Below are 19,210 nucleotides of genomic sequence, written 5' to 3' on the forward strand. Positions count from 1 at the left end.
GGGGACGGCGCTCCGCCCTACGGGTGGCGGCTACTCCGTCAGCTCCTCCAGCAGCCGCGCCGTGGTGAGCCCGGCCCGCAGATAGTCGACGAACAGCTCGTTGTGCAGCGCCCACGACGACCGCCGGGAACGGATCAGCCGGATCGCCGCCTCCGCGGTGCGCCCCTGGCGCATCAGCGCGTGCGCGACGACCAGACCCGAACGGTTGTACCCGTGGTAACAGCGGACGAGGACCGTACGGCCGTCGTCCAGCGCCTCGCACGCCGCCTCGGCGAGCCGGATCACGCCCGCGAGCTGCGTCCCGTCCAGGGGTCCGTCGGGGATGGGCCAGACATGGTGCTCGACACCGGGATCCGGGCCGTGCCCGGGCAGCCGCAGCAGGGTCTGCACAAGATCGAACTGCCGGTCCACCACGGCGAACTCCAGCTGCCCGGCCGGACCCCGGAACTCGTGCCCGCCCATCCACAGACCGGGCACGACCTCGTTCCACGGAGCGTCCGGAGCCGGTACGTCGGGTTGATTCCTGCGGGTACGCAACGGCGCCTCCCCACCCTCACCGCCCAACTCTTCTCCAAGGTAACCGGCTTCTTGCTCCTGGAGCACCCCGCCTGTTCCCATGGACGTGGGGTGATGGTGCATGAACGGACTGCGCGTCATACCGACCTGGCAGCACGGCCGGGAAAGGCTGTACGTCTGCCTCCCGGACGGCAGGAACCTCGCCTGGTACGACCGCGAGACGGCCAGGGTGAACCTCCTCCGTGAGGACCAGGAGGAAGAGGTGCTGACTGCCCTGCGCCCCTACCTCACCGGCCCGGTCTCGGTCGGCCCGCCGCCGGTCCCCACCCCCGCCGAGCTGGCGCGCCTCACCCTGCACCCCGACGACGACCTCGCGCCCAACCGTCCCGGCGAGGCGCTGCTGATCGCCCTCGACCGCGATCCCGGCCCGGTCCGCCGCCTCCGCCCCGACCCGCGCCGCAGGGCGCTCGCCGCGGAGCAGACGGTGGGCGAGGCCCTGGACCGCCTGGAGGGCGGCGGCTGGCACACCCTGCACTCGATCCCGCTGCCCGGCGGCGACCGCATCCATCACCTGCTGATCGGGCACGGCGGCCTGTACGCCGTCCACACCCTGTACGCCCGCAAGCAGCGGGTGACGGTCGCGGACCCGCGGGTCGCCCTCGGCCGCCACGAACCCGTAACCCTCCTCCACCGCGTCCGCGCCGACGCCGACCGCGCCTCCCACGCCCTGACGGCCGAGGTCCGCGCGGTCCTGGTGCTGGTCGGCGCGTCGGCCGTGACCGTCCAGGCCACGCCCTTCGAGATGCGCGTCCTGACGGACCGCGACCTCGACGCCCTCACCCGCCCGGGCGGCGTCCTGAAACCGGCCGACATCGAGGCCCTGCACGCCCTGGCGAGGGACCGGAACACCTGGTCCCGCCTGTGAGGAACTGACGGCTACGGCAGCCGGCCCGCGTTCCCCGGCTCACACAACGGCGCCAGCAGATCGCCGTAGTCCTGCACGCGCGGCCCGATGTCGGGCGCCAGGAACGCCATCCGGTCCGGCGACCGGCACTCCTCCACTTCCTCCCAGGTCACCGGCGCAGACACCAGCGGCTCGGCGCGCGCCCGCAGTGTGTACGGGGTGGCCGTGGTCTTCCGGGCCGCGTTCTGGCTCCAGTCGACGAACACCTTCCCCGGCCGCAGACTCCGGGTCATCCGGTGCAGCACCAGCCGGGGCATGGCCTTCTCCGCCTCCACGGCCAGCGCCTTGGCGTACTCCGACACCTGCTCGGAGGAGGCGCCCCGCACCGCCGCCAGCAGATGCAGCCCCTTCGAGCCGGAGGTCTTGGCGTACGCCTCGAGTCCGTCCGCGGCCAGCCGCTCCCGCAGCCACACCGCGACCTCGCAGCAGTGCACGATCGTCGCCGGCGCCCCCGGATCCAGATCGAACACGATCCGGTCGGCCTGCCCGGGGTCCCCGATGAGCCACTGATGCGTATGGAACTCGGCGACCAGGTTCGCCGCCCACATCAGGCTCGGCAGGTCCTGCACCAGCACCATGCGGGCCGGGCCCTCGCTCCTCGGCACCTCGGCGGTGGTGACCCAGTCGGGCGTACCCGGAGGCACGTTCTTGGTGAAGAACACCTGTCCGTCGGGCCCGTCCGGATACCGCAGGAAGGACACCGGCCGCTCCCGCAGATGGGGCAGCAGCACATCGGCGACGGTCGCGTAGTAGTGCAGTACCTCCGCCTTGGTGAAACCGGTGGCGGGATACAGCACCTTCTCCAGATTGCTGAGCGCGAGCCGTCGCCCCTCCACCTCAGTGATAGGCGCCATACGATGAGAATCCCACGTAAAACATGACAAACACCCCGACAGTGACCGGAGAGGTGCTGCACGTGAGATCCATTTGGAACGGCGCGATCTCGTTCGGCCTGGTCAGCATCCCGATCAAGCTGGTGAACGCCACCGAGAACCACTCGATCTCCTTCCGCCAGATCCACACGGAGGACGGCGGCCGGATCCGGTACCGCAAGTTCTGCGAGCTGGAGGACCGCGAGGTCTCCGGCCAGGAGATCGGCAAGGGGTACGAGGACGCGGACGGCACGATCATCCCGATCACCGACGAGGACCTGGCCGGCCTGCCGATCCCGACCGCACGCACGATCGAGATCGTCGCCTTCGTCCCCGAGGACCGGATCGACCCGCTCCAGATGGACGCGGCGTACTACCTGGCGGCGGGCGGGGCGCCGGCGGCCAAGCCGTACACGCTGCTGCGGGAGGCGCTGAAGCGGAGCAACAAGGTGGCGATCGCGAAGTTCGCCCTGCGCGGCAAGGAGCGTCTGGGCATGCTCCGTGTGGTCGGTGACGCGATCGCCATGCACGGCCTGCTCTGGCCGGACGAGGTCCGCGCCCCCGAGGGGGTCGCGCCCGACGCGGACGTCACGGTCCGGGACAAGGAGCTGGACCTCGCGGACGCCCTGATGGACACCCTCGGCGAGGTCGACCTGGAGGACCTGCACGACGAGTACCGGGAGGCGGTGGAGGAGGTCATCGCGGCCAAGGCCTCCGGGGAGGCGCCGCCGGAGGCTCCCGAGCCGGAGCGGGGAGGCAAGGTCCTGGACCTGATGGCGGCGCTGGAGAACAGCGTCCGCGCGGCGCGTGAGTCCCGCGGCGAGGAGGCCGAGGTCAAGGACCTCCCGCAGCGCAAGACGTCGCGTCCGGCGCCGAAGGAGACGGGCGGGAAGAAGTCGACGTCGACGGCGGCGAAGAAGAAGGCATCCTCGAGCCGGAAGTCGACGTCGAAGACGGCGCAGGGTGAGAAGAAGACGACGGCGAAGAAGTCGCCCGCGAAAAAGACGGCGGCGAAGAAGGCAGCGTCCCGCAAACGCTCGGCCTGACACGGGCACCGGTGCGGGTGAGCCCGAGCGTGGGTTGCGCCCCACCGGCGCCAGCGTGGGGGCCGGCCGGGGGATGTCTGCGCAGCCCGGCGCCAACGGGGTGCCGTCGCCCACCCTCCCCCACTCTCGACTTCGCTCGAGCGGGGGATCGCCCTGCAGCACGACTGCCCGCGGGAGCGGCGGAGAGCCGCCGGTCTGCGGGAGGGGACGGGGCGGGGGTGTTCGCCCGCAGTGGCTGGCGCGTCCGCGCCCCCACCCCCACCAAGAAACGCAGTCGCGCCAGTCCGAGGACGGACACCCCCGACCCGGCCCCGCACCACCCACCCACCGTGGGCGCTACACCAGCCCCCACCGGAGGGACAGTGGCGCCGCAGGCATACGACCCCCGGGCCCGCCGCCTACGCCACGCGCCTCAGTGCCAGCACCGCGTTGTGCCCGCCGAAGCCGAACGAGTTGCTCAGGACCAGGTCACCGGCGTCCGGCAGCGCGCGCGGAGCGTCACGGACGACGTCCAGGTCGATCGCATCGTCGACCTCCGCGCAGCCCACCGTGGGCGGTACCACCCGGTGGTGCAGCGTGAGCACCGCGGCGACCGCCTCGACCCCGCCCGCCGCACCCTGGAGATGCCCCAGGTGCCCCTTGAGCGCCGTCACCGGCACCTCCCGCCGCCCCAGCACGCCTCGCAGGGCCCGTGCCTCGGCAAGGTCACCGTCCACCGTGGCGGTGGCGTGCGCGTTCACGTGGACGACGTCCGCCGGCTGCCCCCCGGCGTCCCGCACGGCCCGCCGCAGCGCGAGCGCGATGCCGTCCCCGGAGGGGTCCGGCGCCGCGACATGGTGGGCGTCGGCGGACAGCCCCCACCCGGCGGCCTCACAATAGATCCGCGCCCCACGGGCACGCGCATGCTCCTCCGACTCCAGGACGAGCACCCCCGCCCCCTCACCGTTGACGAACCCGTCCCGGTCCTTGGCAAACGGATGCGACGGCGACCCCGCCGCAGGGTCCCCTTCCGCCAGCGCCCGCATCGCCGCGAAGGACGCCATGATCGCCGGCGTCACGACGGCTTCGGCCCCGCCCGCGAGGGCCACGTCGACCCGGCCGTACCGGATGCGGTCGACGGCCTGCCCGATCGCCTCGGTCCCGGAGGCGCAGGCGCTGGTGACGGTGCGCGCCTCACCGGTGATGTGCAGGTCGAGCGAGACCTGAGAGGCCGCCTGCGAGGGCACGGTCATCGGCGTCGTCAGCGGCGAGACCCCACGAGGCCCCCGGTCCCGCAGCTTCCGGTCACCCCCGACCAGCACCGACGCGTCTCCGAGAATCGCCCCGAGACTCACCCCGACCCGCTCCGGGTCCAGCCCGCTCTCGCGGGTACCGCCGTCCGCGTACCCCGCGTCGGCCCACGCCTCCCGCGCCGCCAGCACGGCGAACTGCGCGGCCCGGTTCATCCGTCGCGCCGCCTGGCGGGGCAGCAGCCCGGCCGGGTCCACCGGCACGGTCCCGGCGATCCGCACCGGCAGCCCGTCGAACTCCTCGTCCGCCAACTCCCTTATGCCGTGCCGCCCTTCGAGCAGCCCGTCCCACAGCTCACCCGTACCGACACCCAGCGGCGTCACGGCACCGAGCCCGGTGACGACGACGCGCCGCGCCCCGGCCGCCTCCGCCGCCCGCACGGGGCGCGGCTCGTGCCGTACGACGTTGCCCGCACGGTCCGCCTCGGCGGCCCAGCGGCGCACGTCGTCGTCGCTCGCGCCGCCGAGGCCGGGGTCCTCGTCGCAGTGCCAGGCACCCCAGCGGCGGACGTACGTCACCTCCTCGGCCAGCGGATCGACCGCCCGCAGGGAGCGCACCCGGTCGCCGTCGCGGAACTCCACCTCGTCGAGGGCGGGCGAGCTCACCAGCGGCACCGCGTCCACGTCCATCCGCCGCCCGGCGACGGTCACCCGCTGCTCGCGCCGCAGCGCCTCCTCGTGGTCGACGCCACCGAGTGGCGGACGCAGGGTGATCCGGATCACCTCCGGTGACTCGGGCAGCGTGTGCTTGACGACATGCCAGCGGTGCTGCTCCGCGTCCTCGCGCGACAGGGCGAACAGGTCGCCGGGGACGACCTCGGCGGCGGTAACCGTGTGCGGGCGTATGGGTACTTCGGGAGTTTCCGGGGCGTGCGTCATATGACTGGATGCTCTCTTTGATCCGAACTGTCGTACTGAGGGCGTTTAAGAGTGTTCTGTACGAACAGCGAACAGACCATTGTTGAACCCACGACATGCCCGATTTGCCCCGCTCTACCATCAACGTGACACGCGACACAACCCCCAAATCATCACCAAACCACCCCACTTACCCACCCGTATCCCCCATGTGGAAAACGTCACGAAGCCCCCGCCAGATCCCAGATCTGCCGCGTCAGCTCCTCCGCATACCCGGCCGGGGACGGATCGTTCGGCAGTTGAGCGGGCACAGTGGTGCCCTTCTTCGCACCAGGCCGGTCGGCGAACAGCGCCACGGCCAGCGTGAGTCGGGAGTCGTACCCCACGGACCACACGGTCCGCCGGGTGATCCCACCCCCGGCCCCGGCGGTGAGGAAGGCGCCGCCCCCACCCCGCACGCCGGCCTGGTCGACGCCCGGAAATCCCCCCTCGGGCGACCCCTCGAAGCCGGACCCCTTCGCCTGCTCCGTCACCACATAGGCGCCCTTCTCGTCCAGCACCCGCCGCGTCTCCGGGCGCGCGGTATGCACCGTCCGCCCCTCACGAGTGATCCGCGCCACAGTGTGGGGAGTCGCATGCACCCCGTCCGCGGCCACCGCCGCGTACGCCGACGCCAGCCGCAGCGGCGTCGGCGCCGCCGCATCGCGCAGCCCGCGCAGCGGCTCCCCGAGCCGCACCCCGGCGAACGGATCGAGTACCGAACCGGCCTCCACCGCCCCGCTCACCGCGTCGTTGAACGGCTGTCGTGCGTAGTCCGCCCCGCCGTACAGCACCCGCACCGCCCCGTCCCCGGGCTCGACCCCCACCACGGCCGTATGCACCCGGACCCCGCCCTCCCCCGCAGGCTTGCCGCTCCCGCCCTTCGTGCGCTCCTTCGCCGACTCGGCGGTGGCGTCCTGCAACGCCAGATCGAAGGTGGTGTGCACGGTGTACCCACCGCGCGCCAGTTGGTCCCCGGTGATCCCCAGCCGGTCGGCGGCCTCCTTCGCCGCCACGTCGATCAGATACTGCCGCTGCCCCTCCGTCCCGCCCGGCGGATAGAACCGGAACGCCGGAAAACGGGCCTCCGCCCTCTGCCCGGCCGTGATGCTGCCGCCGGCCTCCATCGCGTCGAGCACCCACTCCCAGCGGTGCCGGAGCTTCGCGGTCACCTTCGGATCGGAGCCCGCCTTCTCGTAGTACGAGGGGATGTTGACGATCGAGGCCAGCGCGGCGCCCTGGGAGACGCTCAGGTCCTTCGCCGCCACGTCGAAGTAGTTCCGGGCGGCGGCCTGGACACCGGCGGCCCCCCGGCCGAAGTACACCGTGTTGAGGTAGCCCTCGAGGATCTCGTCCTTGTCGCGCGTGCGGTCGAGCTTGATGGCGATCAGCGCCTCGCGTGCCTTGCGGGACAGCGAACGCTCAGGGCTGAGCAGCGCGTTCTTCACATACTGCTGCGTGATGGTGGAACCGCCCTGCGGGGCGCCGCCGGACACCGTGGCCCACGCGGCGCGGGCGATGGCGCGCGGCGACACCCCGGTGTCCGTACGGAACGACCGGTTCTCGGCCGCGATCACCGCGTCCTGGACATGCCGGGGCACCTGCGACAGCGGCACCTCCTGCCGGTCCACCGGACCCCGCCGGCCCAGGTAGGAGCCCTCGGCGTCCACGAAGACCGTGCTCTGCACCACCGTCTCGGGATGCGGCTCGGGAATGACGGTCAGCTTGTACGCCACCACGGCCGCACCGCAGACGACGGCGAGGAACGCCACGAACGCCACGAACAGCCGCCGCAGCCAGCGCCCCCGGTTGCGCCGGAGCCGGACACGAAGAGGCACACGAGTCCGCTCCCGGGACCGGCGACGCAACCACCGGACGAAAGAAGGCAGTTTCACGACCGCCACGCCCCCACGGGCACCGTCTCCCCGGGCACCGTCTCCCCAGGCACTGTCCCCCCGGGCACCGTCCCCCCAGGCGCCGACCCCACGGGCACCGCCCGCTCGACCGCCGGCCCGAGCTCCGACCGCACCAGAACCTCACCACCGGCGTCGTACACCGTGACAACCTGCCCGCCCCCGCCCCCGCCGACGGGCGTCTTCGCATACCACACCCCCCACCCCGGACTGCCCGCCAGCGTCAGCACATCGGCGGTGACGGTCCGGCCGCCGGTGCGTATCTCGATGCGGGCGGGGTCGCCGTCCAGGCCGTAGTACACGCCCGTCTGGAAGTACGTCTCCTCGTCCAACTGTTCGCCCTGGACGGAGATCCCCGGCCTGCCGTGATCCAGGTTCCCGTCGCTCACCGGGCGGAACCGGGTCGGCGTCTGCGCGGAGGACCAGTGGTGGCCGTCCGGAGTCAGCCAGACCTCCACACCCGGAGCGGCGGCCACCCGCTCACCGGGGGCGACGATCCGCACCGGGCCGGGCACCGTGCGGTCGGGCGCCTCCGCCGCCCCGGTGGTGTCACCGCCCGTGAGGGAACCGGAGGCGAGCACGGCGGGCGGCGCGAGCAGCAGCGCGCACCCCGCGGCGACGACACCCGCCCGTCGGCGGCGCCGCCGAGCACCCTCCCGCCGAATGTCGTCCAGCGGAACGGCCGGCGGCACGAAGCCGGCCATCAGCGCGGCGAACCCCGCCTGCCTGTCCTCGGGCGCGACGTCCTTCGCCGCCCGGCGCAGCAGCGCGCGCACGGCACCGACCGAACACCCCAGCACCTGCGCGATCTCGGGCTCTCCCAGCCCCGACCAGTACCGCAGCACCAGCACCGCCCGCTGTCGGCCGCCCATGCGACGCGCCCGCACATGACCCCGGACAAGGCAGCGCCGTACATGGAAGTCGACGTCGTTGCGCGGGATCCGCCGCCACCGCGCACACACCCGCACCAGGGTGCGCCGCGCCAACTCCTCCCCGGCGCGGGCGTCCTCGGTGAGCAGCCGGGCGGTGGCCACCAGCCGCGGCCACACGTCACGGGCGTACACGTCGAAGTCGCCCTCCACACCCCGCACTTGGGAGGCGGAACCCGACCGGAGCGGGAGGTACCGCACCTCTCTCGCCGCCGTCCCTCTGCGGTGCGCGCCCACCCGCACGACGGGTCGATGGATCCCGGTACCCGTGTTCATCGTCTTCCTCCAGGGGTGTGCTTCGATGTGCGCGACCTGCGAAACCTGTACGCGTGGCGGTGGCGGACCGGTTGCAGGGGAAATCCGAGACTCCGGTGGAGGGCATGACCGAGGACGAGTTCGACGCTTTCTACGCGGCCGCTTTCCCCCGTCTGACCGGGCAGCTCTACGCCTTCACCGGGGACCTCGGCGAGGCCCAGGACGTGGTCCAGGAGGCGTTCGTGAGGGCCTGGGACCGGCGCCACAAGCTGCTGGCCGACGAAGCTCCCGAGGCCTGGATACGCACCGTCGCCATGCGTCTGGCGGTGAGCCGCTGGCGTCGCGCGAGACGCTGGCTGGAACTGGTACGGCGCACCCCGCCGCCCGAGTCGACGCCCGGCCCCGGCCCTGACCGCGCCGCCCTCGTCGCGGCCCTGCGGCAACTCCCGGAGGCACAGCGCATGGCGGTCGTGCTGCACCACCTGTGCGACCTCAGTGTCGAACAGGTAGCCTCCGAGACCGGCGCGCCCGTGGGGACGGTCAAGGCCAGACTGTCCCGCGGACGGGCGGCACTGGCCAGGCAGCTGGCGGTGGACGAGGCCGAGGAGCCGGCCTGGAGGGAGGGCGGCCGTGTCGGATGAACTCGCCGATGCCCTACGCGAGTTGGCGGCACAGCACGAGACCCCGCCGCGGGTGGACGCCGCGGAGATCCGAGCCCGCGCCCGGCGCCGCTCGCGCCGCCGCAGGGCGACCGTCGCCCTCGGCACGGCGGCGACGGCGGTGTGTGTGGTGACGGCGGCCGCCTTCACGATGCACACCGAGCACCCCGCCGGGAAGCGGCATCTGCCGGGCGCGTCCTCGCGGACGCCCGCTCCGAGCGCGGCGCCCCCGAGCGCGGTGACCCGGCCCCCCACCCCCACCCCGTCCGCCCTGCTGGACCTCGGCCTGCACACCCTCACCGTGCGGGACCGGGTGATGCGCGTCGACTCGCACTCCTTCGGCCGGTTCCCGCCCGGCACCCCGCTGACGGTGGTCTCCAAGGCCGACACCGCGGTACTGCCGCTCAAGGGCAACCCGAAGACCGAGGAGGTCAAGGTCCCGTACCTGGTGGAGCTGCGCACTCCCGACGGGGAGCCCGTCTACGCGGGCGCCCTGGCGTTCGACGCCAAGGTGCTCGCGGGTCTGTCGGAGGACACGGGCTGGCTCGGCATGAGCTTCGAGGACGCGCGGTGGTTCCACGACCAGGTCCGCGAGGGCGACCGGATCGAACTCACGTCGACGGAGACCCCGGACGCCGGGGCCACGGCCGCCGTGCCGAGCGCGGAAGCCGGCGCCGCCGTACCGAGCTCCGGAGCCACTGCCGTCGTACCGGGCTCCGGGGCGGCGACCACCCCGCCGCAGGACGACGACACCGCTGTGGGAACACCCACCCCACCGACGGAGCAGCCCTACGTCACCAGCCCCTGACGGTAGGCGTAGACGACCGCCTGGACCCGGTCGCGGAGGTGCAGCTTGGTGAGGATGCGGGAGACGAACGTCTTGACCGTCTCCTGGCTGATCACCAGCGCCGCGGCGATCTCGCTGTTCGACAGCCCGTCCGCGATGAGCCGGAGCACCTCCAGCTCCCGCGGCGTCAGCGGGATCTCCCGGGCCCCTCCCTCCGCGGGCCGGATCCGGGCGGCGTACCGGCCCACGAGCTGCCGTGTCACCTCCGGATCGAGCAGCGCCGCGCCCATGGCCACGGTCCGGATCCCGTGCAGCAGCCGGTCCGGCGGCGCGTCCTTCAGCAGGAACCCGCTCGCCCCGGCGCGCAGCGCCTCGTACACGTACTCGTCCAGGTTGAACGTCGTCACCACGAGCACCTTGACGGGCTCCGCCACCCCGGCACCGGCCAGCAGCCGGGTGGCCTCGATGCCGTCGAGCACCGGCATCCGTACGTCCATCACCACGACGTCCGGACGCACCGTGGCGGCGAGGTCGACGGCGGCCCGTCCGTCCCCGCACTCGCCCGCCACCTCGAGATCGGGCTGGGCGTCGATGATCGTCACCAGCCCGGTGCGGACCAGCATCTGGTCGTCGCAGACCAGCACCCGGATCGGTCTCGCGCTCACGCGGGACTCCCGGAGGGTATCCGCGCCCGTACGACGAAGCCGCCGCCGGGACGTCCGTCCGCGCTGAACTCGCCGCCCAGGACGTCGACCCGCTGGCGCAGACCGGCGAGCCCCCGCCCGCTCCCGCCGGGCGACCCGACGGCCCGCGATCCGGCACCGTCCGTGCTGACCTCCACGGTGATGTCCCTTTCGCTGTGGTGCACCTGTACCGAAGTACGGCTGCCGTGAGCGTACTTGAGCGCGTTGGTCAGAGCCTCCTGCACCACCCGGTACGCCACGAGGTCGGCGCTCCCGGTCGACGGCGCCGGGGTTCCCTTCTCCGTGAACTCCACCGGCTGGCCGGCCCGGCGCGTCTGCTCCACGAGCGTGAGCAGTCTGCCGACGGGTGGTGTCCTGGCGTCGCCGCCGCCGTGGTCGGGGTTGAGCAGGTCGAGCAGATGGCGCAGATCGGTGATGGCCCGCCGGCCCGTGTCGGTGACGGCGGTCAGGGTCTCGTCGAGCCGGTCGGGCGCGGCCATCAGATACCGTGCCGCCTCCGCCTGGACGACCATCGCCGTCACATGGTGGGTCACGACGTCGTGCAACTCCCGGGCGATACGCGACCGTTCGGCGGCACGCGTCTCCTCGGCGACCCGGCGGCGCCGTTCGGCCTCCGCGAGCCGCGTGGAGCGCAGCCACACCCCGATGCCCCACGCCAGGCACATCGCCAGGTAGAACATCACGAGGTCGGCCGGCGTCTCCTCCGTCCCCCGCCGGAAGAACTCGACCACCAGCAGCACGTACGCCACGGAGAACCCGGCCGCGGTCGTCCGCCGGTACCGTTCCAGATACGCTCCCACGCTCAGCAGCGCGACGGGCAGGGCCGTACCCGCGTGGGAGTGGTAGCCGCGCAGCTGGTCCACGGCGAAACCGAGCGCCACCAGGGCGAGGCAGAGCACCGGCAGCCGCCGCCGCACGGCCAGCGGAAGGGACTGCAGCGCGATGGCGGCGACGGCCACCGCGTCGTACGGACGGTCCGCCAGGCCGCCGAACTGCGTTCCACGGTTGTGGAACTCGGGCAGGAGCGACGCGGCGAGGAAGAACACGCCGAGCGGGAGATCGCGGAGCGTGACGTCCCATCGGCCCCACGCCTCCCGGGCCCGCCGAAGACTGATCACCGAGGGAGTCTAACCACGGTGGAGTCGACCCGGCCGTCACGCCCGCCACGCCCGCCACGGGGCACCAGGTTCCCGCGCCGCCGGGCCAGCCACAGGAAAGCGATCGTCAACAGCACGCCGAACAGCAGCGCGTACACACTCGCCTCGGGGCCGAAGTCCCCGCCGCCGATCAGCGTCGGCCCCGACGTCGCGGAGTCCAGCAGCCCCTGCTGGGTGTCGTTGCCGGAGACCTCGGTGCTGAAGATGCCGGACGCGGCGTAGTTCCAGCCGAAGTGCACACCGATCGGCACCCACAGGTTGCGGGTGGCGGCGTACGCGGCCGCCAGCATGGTGCCGGCCCCCAGCGTGATCACCACGACACCCCACAGGCTCGCATCCGGGTTGGCCATGTGCCACAGCCCGAACAGCACACTGGTCGGCACCAGCGCGAGCCACGTACCTGCCCGTTCCTCGATGATCCGGAACAACACGCCACGGAACAGCAGTTCCTCCGTGACGGAGGCGGCGGCCATGAACCCGGCCAGCCCCACCGCACCCGTGACCGCCCCCAGACCGTCGACCTCGTAGTGCCCCAGCAGGGCGATGTTCCCTATCACGCACCCGAACATCACGACACCGATCAGCACACCCCGTACGACCGCGGACACCGCCCCCTCCCGGGCCACCTCCGTGACCGTCCGGCGCTCGGTCCGCCGCACCACCCAGGCGTACGCCAGCAGGGACAGCACGACCGTCAGGGCACCCACGGCAAGGGTGAGCCACGGGTTGTCCTTCACCGCGTTGACGCTCTGCCCGCCGATCATGGACACCACCATCACGGCCAGCAACTGCCAGACGAGTCTCACGACTTACTCCTCCACCGAACCCGCCGAACGCGACGAACGCGCCGAACCCTCAGGACCCGCGGCGACCTGCCGCGACCGTCCCGAACGCTACGGATCCGCCGCCCCGGAATCGTCACCTCACGGTGGACACCCCCACGTAGCTCGCACGGGGGACACCGAGGAACCGGCCGCGTTGTCGGACCCCTCTGCGACCATCCGGCCATGCCACACGACGCCCGGACCCACCACCGCGCCGAGCGGGACACCCGATGACCCCCACTGCCCGCCCTGATGCGCGCACTGACCGACCCGCACTGCGACGCCGCCGCCGTCGGGAAGCCCGACCTGGCAGAGGACTCCGCAGATCGAGCGAGGTACCTGATGGCCACCGTGACCTTCCGGGACGAGACCGCCACGGGCAGGACCCTCACCGAGTGGCAGGTCACCGGACTGCCCGACCGCATGACCGTGCGCGACCTCGTCCGGCTGCGCGTCCGTGAGGAGGTGGCCCGCCACAACGCCCGCCCGAGCGACCGCTACTACGGGCTGGTCCGCCCCGACGAGGCGGTGACGGCCCCGTACGGCTACCGCCTCCCCGAACCCCGCCGGATCGACTGGCGGCGCCAGGCGGACACCGCCGAGCGGGCCTTCCTGACCAACGCGTTCTTCCTGCTGGCCGGCGACCGCCAGGCCGAGGACCTCGACGAGACCGTGGACCTCACCGCGACCCCCGACCTGGTCTTCATCAAGCTGGTCGCCCTGGTCGGGGGCTGACAAACCCCCGGAACCGGCGCCCCTTGTCCCTGCGCCGCCCCCTACCCTTCACCGCCCCCTACCCCTTCACCGCTTCCTATCCCTTCACCGCCCCCGACGTCAGTCCTCGGATGAACGAGCGCTGCAACGCCAGGAAGGCGAGCACCGAAGGCAGCATCGCCAGGAACGCGCCCACGAGCAGCACGCCGATGCCCACCTGGTCGTCCGAGCGCAGGGAGCGCAGCGCCAGCGGCAGGGTGTACTGCGCCGGGTCGGTGGCCACCAGCAGCGGCAGCATGTACTGGTCCCAGATCATCGTGAACCCGAAGATGCCGATCACCCCCAGGGCGGGCCGGCACAGCGGCAGGACGACCTGCCAGAAGACACGGAACTCGCCCGCGCCGTCCAGCCGCGCCGACTCCTCCAGCTCCTTGGGAATCTCCTTCATGAACTCGGTCATCACCAGGATGGAGAAGCCCCACGCCGCCACCGGCACGATCATGCCGACCAGCGAGCCGACCAGACTGATGTGCAGCACCGGCAGGTCCGCCAGCAGTACCGACAGCGGTACGGCCAGCACCTCCTCCGGCAGCATCATCGTCGCCAGGATGAGCACCAGCACCGCCGCCGAGCCGCGGAACTTCTTGCGGGCCAGGGCGTACCCCGCGAAGACACTGACCAGCACCTGAAGGGCGAGCCCGCCGCCCACCACGACGAACGAGTTCAGCAGATAGTCCAGGACGTTCCGGTCGATCGCCCGTTCCAGGTTGTCCAGGGACAGCCGGTCGGGGACCAGGGTGAACTGCGTCGGGTCCACGGTCGGGGTGAAGGCGCCGATCATCAGCGCCAGCAGCGGCCCCGCGAAGACCGCGAACAGAGCGGTGTACAGCACGAACCGCAGCACCCGGGCCCACGGTCCGCGCGCTTCCTGGAGGCCGAGCGCCGTCTCGTTCCTCATCGGGCCCCCACCTCCCTCCGGCGCAGGCGCGACGCGATGGTCAGCACCAGCAGAATCAGGAACAACAACACGGTTCCGGCCGCCGCGACCCCCAGCTCGTTGCGTTCGAGACCGAGCTTGTACGTCAGGGTCAACAGCACCTCCGTGGAACCGTCGGGCCCACCGTTGGTCAGCAGGAACACCTCGGTGAAGATCCGCAGGCCCCGGATCGCGGCCAGTGTCAGCAGGATCGCGAACACCGGGCGCAGACCGGGCAGCGTGACGTGCCAGATCCGGCGGAAGCGCGAGGCACCGTCGACCGCCGACGCCTCGTAGAGCACCCGGTCCACACCGGCCAGCCCCGCCAGGAAGATCATCATGTCGTACGGTGCGCCCCGCCAGATGCCGACGAAGGCGATGGACGCCAGTGAGCTGTCCGGCGAGTTGAGGAACTCGCTGGGCCCCATACCGAAGACGGACAGCACGGAATTCAGCGCACCGCCCTCGGCCGGGTAGTACATGACCCGCCACACCTCGGCCACCACCGCCATGGCCGTGACCACCGGCAGGAAGATCGCCGACCGGATGAACCACAGGGACCGGCTCTGGCCCTCCAGCAGCAGGGCCAGCGCCAGCCCGAGCACGATCGAACCGGCCGTCGTGGCCACGGCCAGGACCACCGTGTGCCACACCGCCGCCCCGAAGTCGGCGCTGCCCGCGATCTCGGAGTAGTTCTCACCGCCGACGTACGTGTTACCGAGGAACGGCCGGACCTCCTGGAAGCTCATCTGCACGGCCTGGGCCATGGGAATGAACTTGAAGTAGAGGAAGAGCAGCAGGGCGGGCGCCAGGAACAACCAGGGCGTAGCGGCCCGGCGCAGCCGCGTCTTCACCGGCTGATCCGTACGACGGGGCGGGCGCCGGAGGTCCGCCTTGCGCGGCGCCCGTGCCTCGGTCACCGCCATCAGCCCTTGGCCTCCTGCTTCTCGAGCTCGGCGTCGATCTCCCCGGCGAGCTTGCCCATCGCGTCGCCGACGTCGCGCGAGCAGTCGGAGACCACGCCGTTGAGGCCCTCGGAGGAGATCTGCCGGACGGTGGACCAGTTGGGCAGGGCGGGGGCGTTGCGTCCGGAGTCGTCGTACACCTTCTGGAAGACGTCCCAGCGCGGGTCCTTGCGCTCGGCGGCGCCGTCCACCGTGGTGTTCACCGGCAGCCGCACGATGATGCCGCCGTTGTCGACCCCGAGGCCGATCTTCTGCCCGGCCGGGGAGGCGGCGAACTCCGCGAACTTCTGCTGCCCCTTCTCATTCCCCGAGCCGGCCATCAGGTAGACGTTCTCGCCCTCCGCGAGGGCAGCGGACCCCTCGGCACCGGGCGGGGCGGCGACGACCTCGTACTTGTCCTTGCCGAGCGTCCCGTCGAAGCGCGGCAGCATGTAGGGGCCGGTCAGGTAGATGCCGCCCTTGCCGCTCTCGAAGACGGTGTGCGTGGTGGAGGAGTCCGCCGTACTGGCCCCCGGCTGGACGACCTTGGAGTCACAGAACATGGCCTGGAGCTTCTCGACGGCCTGCACCGAGCCGGGCTCGTCGATCGCGGCCGTGTAACCGTCGCCCTGCTTCGTGACGAAGTCACCGCCCTCCGACCACAGCATGGTCGAGAACCACCAGGTCAGATATCCCCGCGTCGTGGTCCCCGGCACCACCATGCCCGCGGTGTCGTCCTTGCCGTTCCCGTCCGGGTCCTCCTCGGTGAACTTGACCGCGAGCTCCGTCAACTCGTCCCACGACTTCGGAAGGTCGGCCCCCACCTTCTCCCGCCAGTCCTTGCGTATCAGCAGCGCGAAAGCCTGCGAATTGAAGGGAACCCCGTAATACTTCCCGTCGTACCCCTGCGCCGCCTCCCACGCCCGGCCGGCGATGTCACCGCTCCCGGCCACGCCCTCCCGGTCCACCTCACGGACCAGCCCCTGCGTCACCAGATTCCCCAGCTGACCGGTGTCGTTGATGACGATGTCCGGCAGGTCCTTCTGCGCCGTGCGCTGCTGCAGCTTGGTCTCGAAGTCCGTCACACCGACGGCGACGAGCTTCGCCTCGATGCCGCTCTCCTTGGTGAACGCCTCGGTGAGTGCCTCGGCCGACTCCGCGGCGGGACTGCCGGCGTCCTGCCGGATCCAGACTTCCAACGGCTGCGCATCATCCTGCTGTTGACCTGATCCACCCGATGAACACGCGGTGGCGGTGGCGGCGGCTACGGCGAGAACGGCGGCGATGGCGCCCAACCGCCGCGCTCCTTCTGATTTACGGAGTTGCTTCGACACGGGAGCTCCGTCCATTGCGTACGGGCGAGGTGGCCGGACTCTACGCACAGACATGGCCTGAATCAATAGAATGAACAGAATTTACATACATGAACACACGAGGTGCTCGTCCCCCACGAACGCGCCCCTCACGGCACCATGGAACCCATGGCCGACGACAACCAGATCGTGAACCCGACCGTGAACCGGATCGCGAACACCCACCAGTTCGAGGCGTGGAACGGCTACGAGGGCCGCCACTGGGCCGAGCACCAGTCGCGCTACGACGCGCTCAACGACCCCGCCAACGCCCCGCTCCTGGACGCCGCACGCCTCCACGACACGGACAGCGTCCTGGACATCGGCTGCGGCAACGGCCGCCTGACCAGGCTCGCCGCCCGCGCCGCACGCCGGGCCGTCGGCGTCGACCTGTCCACACCCATGCTGGAACGAGCCCGCCGGACCGCCGCCGAGGAACACCTCACCAACGTCACCCACATCCAGGCCGACGCCCAGGTCCACCCCTTCGAACCGGCCTCGTTCGACGTCGCCCTGAGCCGCTTCGGCATCATGTTCTTCGCCGACCCGGTGGCGGCGTTCACGAACATGGGCCGCGCCCTCCGCCCAGGCGGCCGACTGGCCTTCGTCTGCCCCCAGTCGCTCGACAGGATGGACCAGTCGACGATCTTCAAGGCCGTGGCCGAGCACGTGACCCTGCCGGACTTCTCGGAGAAGACCGAAACCGGCCCCGCCGCCTTCGCGGACCCGGAACGCACGACGAGCGTCCTGACGGGAGCCGGCTTCGAGCAGGTGACCATCACCCCGCTGGAGGTGTCCCAACGCTGGGGCCCGGACGCCACGGACGCCGCCGACTTCCTCTTCGGCTGGGGCCCGATGCGCCACTGGCTGCGCGACGCCACCCCGGAGTCCGTCGACCGGGCCCGTCAGGCGGCAGCCGACGCCTTCCGCCCCTACGCGACGGACGACGGCGTCCGCCTCACGGCCCGCTACTGGCTGGCCACGGCCACCTGGCCGGGTGTGGCGGACGCCGTATGACCGTACGGAAACCGACCGTGCCGAGACGCTTGAGACCCTTGAGACGCTGAGGTCAGCACCCGTCCCGGAAGACGAGCAGCAACGAATCGGTCTCCGTCTGCTTCCCGTCGGACGCCCAGACCTCGGCCTGGTACTCACCGGCCGGGGCAGGGGCGATCGACAGCTCGAGCCAGCCGTTGACGGCCAGACCACCGTCATCGGGGTCGCGCTCATTGGTACCCGGCTCGAGCGTGCCGCCCTGGCCGGTCGAGCCGGGCGGCAACTTCCGGATCCCGTACTCGATCGGGGTGGACCAGGTCCCCTCCACCGGTGCGAAGGCATACGTCCAGGGCCACCCGCGGTCCGGATCCACACAGATCCGCTGCCCCTCGGCGGCCAGCGTCCACGCCTCCGCCGAGTCGGCGGACGCGGGCGCCGCACCGACGAGCGGCAGCGCGACCGCGGAAACCAGGCCGACCAATAACGCGGCCCTCCGGCAGCTCTTCCTCATGAAAACCTCCTGGTTGAAAGCACACAAGGCAGCACGAAAACAACCCCCGGTCCTTCCGGCGGACCGGCAGCACCACGAGTGTCACGTGCCCTACGCCCCCGAACAAGGCCTTGTTGTACTTTCAAAGACCCGTGTCCTGATAACGCTGTCAGGGGCTGTGACTGCGGCTGGGTGGGCTGTCTCCCGGTGTCAGATCTTGATGACGGTGGCGCGTGCTCCGCACAGGGTCATGAGGTCTTCCGGATCGGAGGTGAGCACGGTGACGGGTCCCGGAGCCGCGAGGGCGGTCGCACTGAGCATGGCATCGATGGCGTACTTGTGGCCGTGCAGGCCCGCGTCGGTGAGCAGGCCGGCGGCGTGGCGTGCGATCTCGTCGGTGACGGGCTCCACGACCAGGCGGGAGAGCGTCCACTCCAGGGCTGGGCGGTTGATGCGCGGGTGCACCACTTCCACCAGAGTGGCCGCTGACGTGATGACACGTTGGTCATCGGCGCGCGCCAGTGCCAGCCATGCGGTGACTGCACGGTCGCGGAGCACAGCCTTGGCAAGTCCCTCGCTGTCGAGTACCAGGGTGCCCCCGGGTGTAGCAGGGGAACGTGTCACGCTGCGCTCGCCTCATCACCGGTCTGCTGCGCGCGAGCCTCATGAAGTTGATCGCGCAGGGCCTGGACCTCCTCCTCGGTGATGGGGCCGTGTTCCGCCTCGGCGACCTGAATGAGGTCGTTGAGGTTGTCACGCTCGATCTGGCGGGCAACGGCTGCGGCGACGTAGGAGGACAGGCCGGAAGGGCCGCTGCGGGCACGAGCGGCTTCGGCGATGTCCCGCGGCATCGTGATCGAGTACTTCTGGGTAGGCTCACTCATGCCCTTCATGCTACCTCTCATGCTACTGCCATGCTCGGGCTC

Annotated in this window: 20 protein-coding genes; 6 read left to right on the forward strand and 14 right to left on the reverse strand. The window is 71.4% G+C overall.

The features are described from left to right. Positions 1 to 30: 30 nt before the first annotated feature. A complete protein-coding gene (locus ACZ44S_RS11400; RefSeq protein WP_466927154.1) occupies positions 31 to 537 on the reverse strand; it encodes a protein-tyrosine phosphatase family protein in 507 nt (168 codons plus the stop codon). Positions 538 to 637: 100 nt separating this feature from the next. Between ACZ44S_RS11400 and ACZ44S_RS11405 the strand changes: the two genes are divergently transcribed. Continuing rightward, positions 638 to 1,441 (forward strand): nuclease-related domain-containing protein, encoded by an 804-nt coding sequence (locus ACZ44S_RS11405; RefSeq protein ID WP_466927156.1) that lies wholly within the window; start codon positions 638 to 640, stop codon positions 1,439 to 1,441. An 11-nt stretch (positions 1,442 to 1,452) separates the two neighbouring features. Here the strand turns inward: ACZ44S_RS11405 and ligD are convergent, their stop codons facing one another. Next, a complete protein-coding gene (ligD, locus tag ACZ44S_RS11410) occupies positions 1,453 to 2,334 on the reverse strand; it encodes a non-homologous end-joining DNA ligase (RefSeq protein WP_466927158.1) in 882 nt (293 codons plus the stop codon). Between the two features lie 62 nt (positions 2,335 to 2,396). Here ligD and ku point away from each other — a divergent pair, with 62 nt between their 5' ends. Beyond that, complete coding sequence (gene ku / locus ACZ44S_RS11415) at positions 2,397 to 3,398, forward strand: non-homologous end joining protein Ku (protein ID WP_466927161.1); 1,002 nt, start codon at positions 2,397 to 2,399, stop codon at positions 3,396 to 3,398. Positions 3,399 to 3,796: 398 nt separating this feature from the next. On the opposite strand, the gene ACZ44S_RS11420 is transcribed toward ku, so the two are convergent. The 3 genes from ACZ44S_RS11420 to ACZ44S_RS11430 all read right to left on the reverse strand — a co-directional run bounded on the left by ACZ44S_RS11420 (position 3,797) and on the right by ACZ44S_RS11430 (position 8,702). Further along, positions 3,797 to 5,566, reverse strand: a complete 1,770-nt coding sequence (locus ACZ44S_RS11420) for a beta-ketoacyl-[acyl-carrier-protein] synthase family protein (protein WP_466927163.1) — start codon at positions 5,564 to 5,566, stop codon at positions 3,797 to 3,799. Positions 5,567 to 5,766: 200 nt separating this feature from the next. Further along, a complete protein-coding gene (locus ACZ44S_RS11425) occupies positions 5,767 to 7,422 on the reverse strand; it encodes a transglycosylase domain-containing protein (protein ID WP_466927165.1) in 1,656 nt (551 codons plus the stop codon). Between the two features lie 53 nt (positions 7,423 to 7,475). Further along, on the reverse strand, positions 7,476 to 8,702 hold the full coding sequence (locus ACZ44S_RS11430) for a sigma factor-like helix-turn-helix DNA-binding protein (RefSeq protein ID WP_466927167.1): 1,227 nt from the start codon (positions 8,700 to 8,702) through the stop codon (positions 7,476 to 7,478). A gap of 104 nt (positions 8,703 to 8,806) precedes the next feature. Between ACZ44S_RS11430 and ACZ44S_RS11435 the strand changes: the two genes are divergently transcribed. Both ACZ44S_RS11435 and ACZ44S_RS11440 read left to right on the forward strand, forming a co-directional pair. Beyond that, positions 8,807 to 9,322, forward strand: a complete 516-nt coding sequence (locus tag ACZ44S_RS11435) for a SigE family RNA polymerase sigma factor (RefSeq protein WP_190161591.1) — start codon at positions 8,807 to 8,809, stop codon at positions 9,320 to 9,322. Continuing rightward, entirely contained in the window at positions 9,312 to 10,148 is an 837-nt protein-coding gene (locus ACZ44S_RS11440; protein ID WP_466927171.1) for a hypothetical protein, read from the forward strand. Before ACZ44S_RS11435 ends, ACZ44S_RS11440 begins: the two co-directional genes overlap by 11 nt. Here the strand turns inward: ACZ44S_RS11440 and ACZ44S_RS11445 are convergent. From ACZ44S_RS11445 to ACZ44S_RS11455, 3 genes are read right to left on the reverse strand one after another with little or no spacing between them, the layout of a single operon-like run. After that, on the reverse strand, positions 10,130 to 10,792 hold the full coding sequence (locus ACZ44S_RS11445) for a response regulator (RefSeq protein WP_466927174.1): 663 nt from the start codon (positions 10,790 to 10,792) through the stop codon (positions 10,130 to 10,132). The genes ACZ44S_RS11440 and ACZ44S_RS11445 overlap by 19 nt on opposite strands. Beyond that, positions 10,789 to 11,949, reverse strand: coding sequence for a sensor histidine kinase (locus tag ACZ44S_RS11450; RefSeq protein ID WP_466927176.1), 1,161 nt, complete (start codon positions 11,947 to 11,949; stop codon positions 10,789 to 10,791). The genes ACZ44S_RS11445 and ACZ44S_RS11450 overlap by 4 nt, the downstream gene beginning before the upstream one ends. Next, entirely contained in the window at positions 11,946 to 12,794 is an 849-nt protein-coding gene (locus ACZ44S_RS11455; protein ID WP_466927179.1) for a lysostaphin resistance A-like protein, read from the reverse strand. The genes ACZ44S_RS11450 and ACZ44S_RS11455 overlap by 4 nt, the downstream gene beginning before the upstream one ends. A 360-nt stretch (positions 12,795 to 13,154) precedes the next feature. Here ACZ44S_RS11455 and ACZ44S_RS11460 point away from each other — a divergent pair, with 360 nt between their 5' ends. Further along, positions 13,155 to 13,547, forward strand: coding sequence for a hypothetical protein (locus ACZ44S_RS11460; protein ID WP_466927182.1), 393 nt, complete (start codon positions 13,155 to 13,157; stop codon positions 13,545 to 13,547). A gap of 76 nt (positions 13,548 to 13,623) precedes the next feature. On the opposite strand, the gene ACZ44S_RS11465 is transcribed toward ACZ44S_RS11460, so the two are convergent. From ACZ44S_RS11465 to ACZ44S_RS11475, 3 genes are read right to left on the reverse strand one after another with little or no spacing between them, the layout of a single operon-like run. After that, the gene (locus ACZ44S_RS11465; RefSeq protein ID WP_466927184.1) at positions 13,624 to 14,484 is read right to left on the reverse strand and encodes a carbohydrate ABC transporter permease; all 861 of its coding nucleotides are present in this window, start codon (positions 14,482 to 14,484) and stop codon (positions 13,624 to 13,626) included. Continuing rightward, positions 14,481 to 15,428: a carbohydrate ABC transporter permease gene (locus ACZ44S_RS11470; protein WP_466927187.1), complete on the reverse strand. Its 948-nt coding sequence runs from the start codon at positions 15,426 to 15,428 to the stop codon at positions 14,481 to 14,483. Before ACZ44S_RS11470 ends, ACZ44S_RS11465 begins: the two co-directional genes overlap by 4 nt. Further along, positions 15,428 to 16,645 carry a sugar ABC transporter substrate-binding protein gene (locus ACZ44S_RS11475; protein ID WP_466927189.1) on the reverse strand — a complete coding sequence of 406 codons (1,218 nt, stop codon included), beginning with the start codon at positions 16,643 to 16,645 and terminating at the stop codon, positions 15,428 to 15,430. The genes ACZ44S_RS11470 and ACZ44S_RS11475 overlap by 1 nt, the downstream gene beginning before the upstream one ends. Positions 16,646 to 16,927: 282 nt before the next feature. Here ACZ44S_RS11475 and ACZ44S_RS11480 point away from each other — a divergent pair, with 282 nt between their 5' ends. Beyond that, positions 16,928 to 17,815, forward strand: coding sequence for a class I SAM-dependent methyltransferase (locus tag ACZ44S_RS11480; RefSeq protein WP_466927192.1), 888 nt, complete (start codon positions 16,928 to 16,930; stop codon positions 17,813 to 17,815). Positions 17,816 to 17,867: 52 nt separating this feature from the next. Here ACZ44S_RS11480 and ACZ44S_RS11485 read toward each other — a convergent pair whose 3' ends face one another. From ACZ44S_RS11485 to ACZ44S_RS11495, 3 genes are all read right to left on the reverse strand, one after another. Further along, the gene (locus ACZ44S_RS11485) at positions 17,868 to 18,305 is read right to left on the reverse strand and encodes a DUF5980 family protein (protein ID WP_466927194.1); all 438 of its coding nucleotides are present in this window, start codon (positions 18,303 to 18,305) and stop codon (positions 17,868 to 17,870) included. 189 nt (positions 18,306 to 18,494) lie between these two features. Beyond that, positions 18,495 to 18,908 carry a type II toxin-antitoxin system VapC family toxin gene (locus ACZ44S_RS11490; protein WP_466927197.1) on the reverse strand — a complete coding sequence of 138 codons (414 nt, stop codon included), beginning with the start codon at positions 18,906 to 18,908 and terminating at the stop codon, positions 18,495 to 18,497. Next, positions 18,905 to 19,168 (reverse strand): CopG family transcriptional regulator, encoded by a 264-nt coding sequence (locus tag ACZ44S_RS11495; protein WP_466927200.1) that lies wholly within the window; start codon positions 19,166 to 19,168, stop codon positions 18,905 to 18,907. The genes ACZ44S_RS11490 and ACZ44S_RS11495 overlap by 4 nt, the downstream gene beginning before the upstream one ends. Positions 19,169 to 19,210: the final 42 nt, after the last annotated feature.

Source organism: Streptomyces malachitofuscus (assembly GCF_055571035.1).